This window comes from Bradyrhizobium sp. (genome assembly GCF_019242285.1).
In the GTDB taxonomy this organism is placed as follows: Bacteria; Pseudomonadota; Alphaproteobacteria; order Rhizobiales; family Xanthobacteraceae; genus Bradyrhizobium.
The window spans coordinates 1-2,982 of the sequence record NZ_JAFAVV010000444.1 but is presented as its reverse complement, the minus strand read 5'-3'; the positions used below and the strand labels follow the sequence as shown (position 1 = coordinate 2,982).

At 62.0% G+C, this 2,982-nt stretch carries 3 protein-coding genes and 1 pseudogene; 1 reads left to right on the top strand and 3 read right to left on the bottom strand.

The window, feature by feature from the left end:
- Positions 1-100: 100 nt before the first annotated feature.
- The 3 genes from JOY90_RS17405 to JOY90_RS17395 form a co-directional block, all read right to left on the bottom strand.
- The gene (locus tag JOY90_RS17405; protein ID WP_291692353.1) at positions 101-928 is read right to left on the bottom strand and encodes an amidohydrolase; all 828 of its coding nucleotides are present in this window, start codon (positions 926-928) and stop codon (positions 101-103) included.
- Between the two features lie 86 nt (positions 929-1,014).
- The gene (locus JOY90_RS17400) at positions 1,015-1,863 is read right to left on the bottom strand and encodes an alpha/beta hydrolase (RefSeq protein ID WP_291692352.1); all 849 of its coding nucleotides are present in this window, start codon (positions 1,861-1,863) and stop codon (positions 1,015-1,017) included.
- A 137-nt stretch (positions 1,864-2,000) separates the two neighbouring features.
- Entirely contained in the window at positions 2,001-2,387 is a 387-nt protein-coding gene (locus JOY90_RS17395) for a VOC family protein (RefSeq protein WP_291692351.1), read from the bottom strand.
- Between the two features lie 161 nt (positions 2,388-2,548).
- On the opposite strand from JOY90_RS17395, the pseudogene JOY90_RS17390 reads away from it, so the two are divergent.
- Positions 2,549-2,982 (top strand): annotated as a pseudogene (locus JOY90_RS17390) (amidohydrolase); the annotation flags it as partial.

Genomic DNA, 2,982 nt, shown 5'->3' with positions numbered 1-2,982 from the left:
AGAGCAGCCTAGCGCAGTTGCGCGCCGACCACAAACATCATGGGTTTAATTTCCTTCGCAATAATATTATTAGATCGCAAATCGTTTCGCCGCTTGGATGTTATTGTTGAAAGTTGTAGTCCCATCCGATCCAGGCGCAGAGCCCGCGGCCCATCACGTCTTCCAGATCATTGCCAGCAAGCCACGACAATTCCTCGGTAAAAAATGTGACACATTGCCGATAGCTGCATGGCATGCGGGTGATGTCGGTGCCCCAGAAAAAGCGCTTTGGACCGAATGCGTCGAAGATGCGGTGCAGCCCGTCCTGGATGTTGCGGAACGGATAGGGCTCTGTCGAATAATGCGGCGCCCCCGTCGCCTTCACGGCGACGTTGGGCAATTTCGCCAGCGCCAACAGTTCGTCGAGATGGATGAAGGCCTCCGCGTCGCGGCCGTGACGATTGAGCCCGCAATGATCGATGATCATCGTCAGGCGCGGATGACGCTCGGCGATCGCGCGGAACTTCTTGGGGAATAGTCCGCCCAACATCGCAATCGGCAAGCCTTCCTTCTCCACCGCCGGCCAAAGCCAATCGAGCGAACCGTCGTAGAGCAGCTTCTGCTGCTCCTCGGCGATAAACGCCCAGCGCAGGCCCATCATGCCCGGCTGATTGCGCCAGCCGTGAATCAATTTGTGGTTGGCCAGATCCTGCAGGGGAAACTGGCCCAGGATCGCGAAGCGATGCGGATATCTCGTCGCCGCTTCGATCGCGAGCGCGTTCGACGTCGGATCCCAGGACGGCGGATGGATCAGCGCGGCGTCGACGCCGGCCTCGTCCATCTCCTTCAGCACATCCTCGGCCGTGAATTTCTCGACCTTGCGATGCAGGCCCGACGGCGGCGTCACCGTCTGCGCCCAGATATGCACCTGCGCATCGATGATCTTCATGAGAGCTCCCCTCTTCTTTTCGCCGGCTTGACGCGATCATGCAGGGATGGACCGCGCAGGGGCAAGGGGGACGACAGCGGATCGGGCTAGCCCTGCTGTGCCAGGATGAAGCTCTCCAGGTCCTGGAAGAAACGGTCGTGCAGCGCCATCATCCGGCGCGGATGATGGCCGCATTTTTCGTAGTGCACGATTTCCGCAGCCGGACTTGCCGACGCCAGCCGGGCCGCATGGCTCTCCAGAAATGCGCTGCCGAACTTCCTCTCGCCGTAGATCAATCTGGCCGGACAGCGGAATGGACGACTTGTGTCGATGGCGGCGAGCATGGTGTCGATCGCACCCGTGAGGCATCGTCCATCGAAACGCTGAATGGCCGACGCATGGCTGAACAGGTGCCGTGGCGTGATGTGATCCCGCACCAAGCCTCCGAGGAGATCGGGACCGTTCGAGACGAAGTCGAGATATGTCTCGAGCGGCGCGTTCTCCGACCGCATCGCCACGTGACGCGAAGAGAGGATGGAAAACAGCTTTGGGAATACGGTTTGCTTCCATTCGCCGCCTTCGCCCAGAAACCAGGGTGGATCTTCGAGAAAAATCGCGCGCACGTTCGGATGGCCGGATTGGCCGAGCATGCCGGCGACACATCCCCCCAATGAGTGGCCGACCACGATGGTGGGTCTGCCGATGCGGGCGAGAACCGCCTCCGCATCCGACCGATAGCCGGAAAGATCATAACTCGGGGCACGATCGGAGTGGCCGTGGCCGCGAAAGTCGAGCGTCCATAGTCGGTGTTGGTTCGAAAGTCGCTGCTTGGTCTCGTGCCAGGTGTCACGGCTCATGGTGATGCCGTGCAGGAAAAGAACGGGGGCTCCATCCGCCGGGCCCTCAACAGAAGCCGCCAGGCGGATGTCGCCATTCATGATGTCGATGTCGGTCATGTCATTCCTGTCCCGGACGGCCAGCCGCCAGGACCTGGTTGAGGGAAAATCAAATGATGGGCAATATACGGCATGCGGCCGCGGGGCAAGCCGCGCAGGATTGCCCCGCAGGCGGTCGCGGCGCGCAGGCCTGCACTTCAGGCCATGGAATGGAAGCCGATGATGTTGCCGTCGAGATCGGAGGCCAACGCGATGTTGCCGTAGTCGCCGATCGAGAATTTCTCCTTCACGATCTGGCCGCCGGCTGCCTTCGCGCGCCGCGCCTGCTCGGCGCAGTCGTTGCAGACGAAATAGACGATGGTCCCGCCCGCCCCGACCGGCGCGCCGTCCATTTTGGCAAGCGCTCCGGACGCGCCGCCGGCGCCCTGGTTCATGGGAAACGCCCAGTAGTCATCAAGGCTGTCGCCCGATGTCGGCAATTTCGAGAGCTGCACACCCAGCACGGTCTCGTAAAACGCCTTCGCGCGAGCCGTGTCGTTCGTATAGATCTCGAACCAGCCGACGGGATTCATCTCGTTCGCCATCTTCGCCTCCAATGGTGCTGCCCCGCACCCCAGCGTTTAGGGGTCAACGACGTTCCTTTTATGACGTACCGCTTAGGTCAGCACAGCACACTAGCCGCCCCAGAACCAAGCTGCTAGCGTTTTGCCTCCCGCGATCGGCCACTAGACCGAAGGAACCAAACATGGATAATCGCAGCGATATCTGGCGTGGCGTCGACACGATCAAGCCGCGCTTCATCGCGCTCGCCAACACGGTCTGGGGCATGCCCGAGGTCTGCTACACCGAGGCCCGCTCCTCGGCCGAGCATCTTGCCGAGCTTCGCCACCAGGGTTTTAGGATCACCGAGAATATCGCCGACATCCCGACCGCGATGATGGGCGAATGGGGCGAAGGCGGGCCTGTGATCGCTTTCCTCGGCGAATATGACGCCCTGCCCGGCCTCAGCCAGGAAGCCGGTGTCGCCGAGCCTCGCCCGATCGAGGCCGGCGGCCACGGCCATGGCTGCGGGCATAATCTGCTCGGCTCGGCCGCGCTGCTCGCCGCGACCGCGGTGAAGGATTGGCTCGCCGCCAACAAGGTGCCGGGCCGCGTGCGCTATTATGGCTGCCCGGCGGA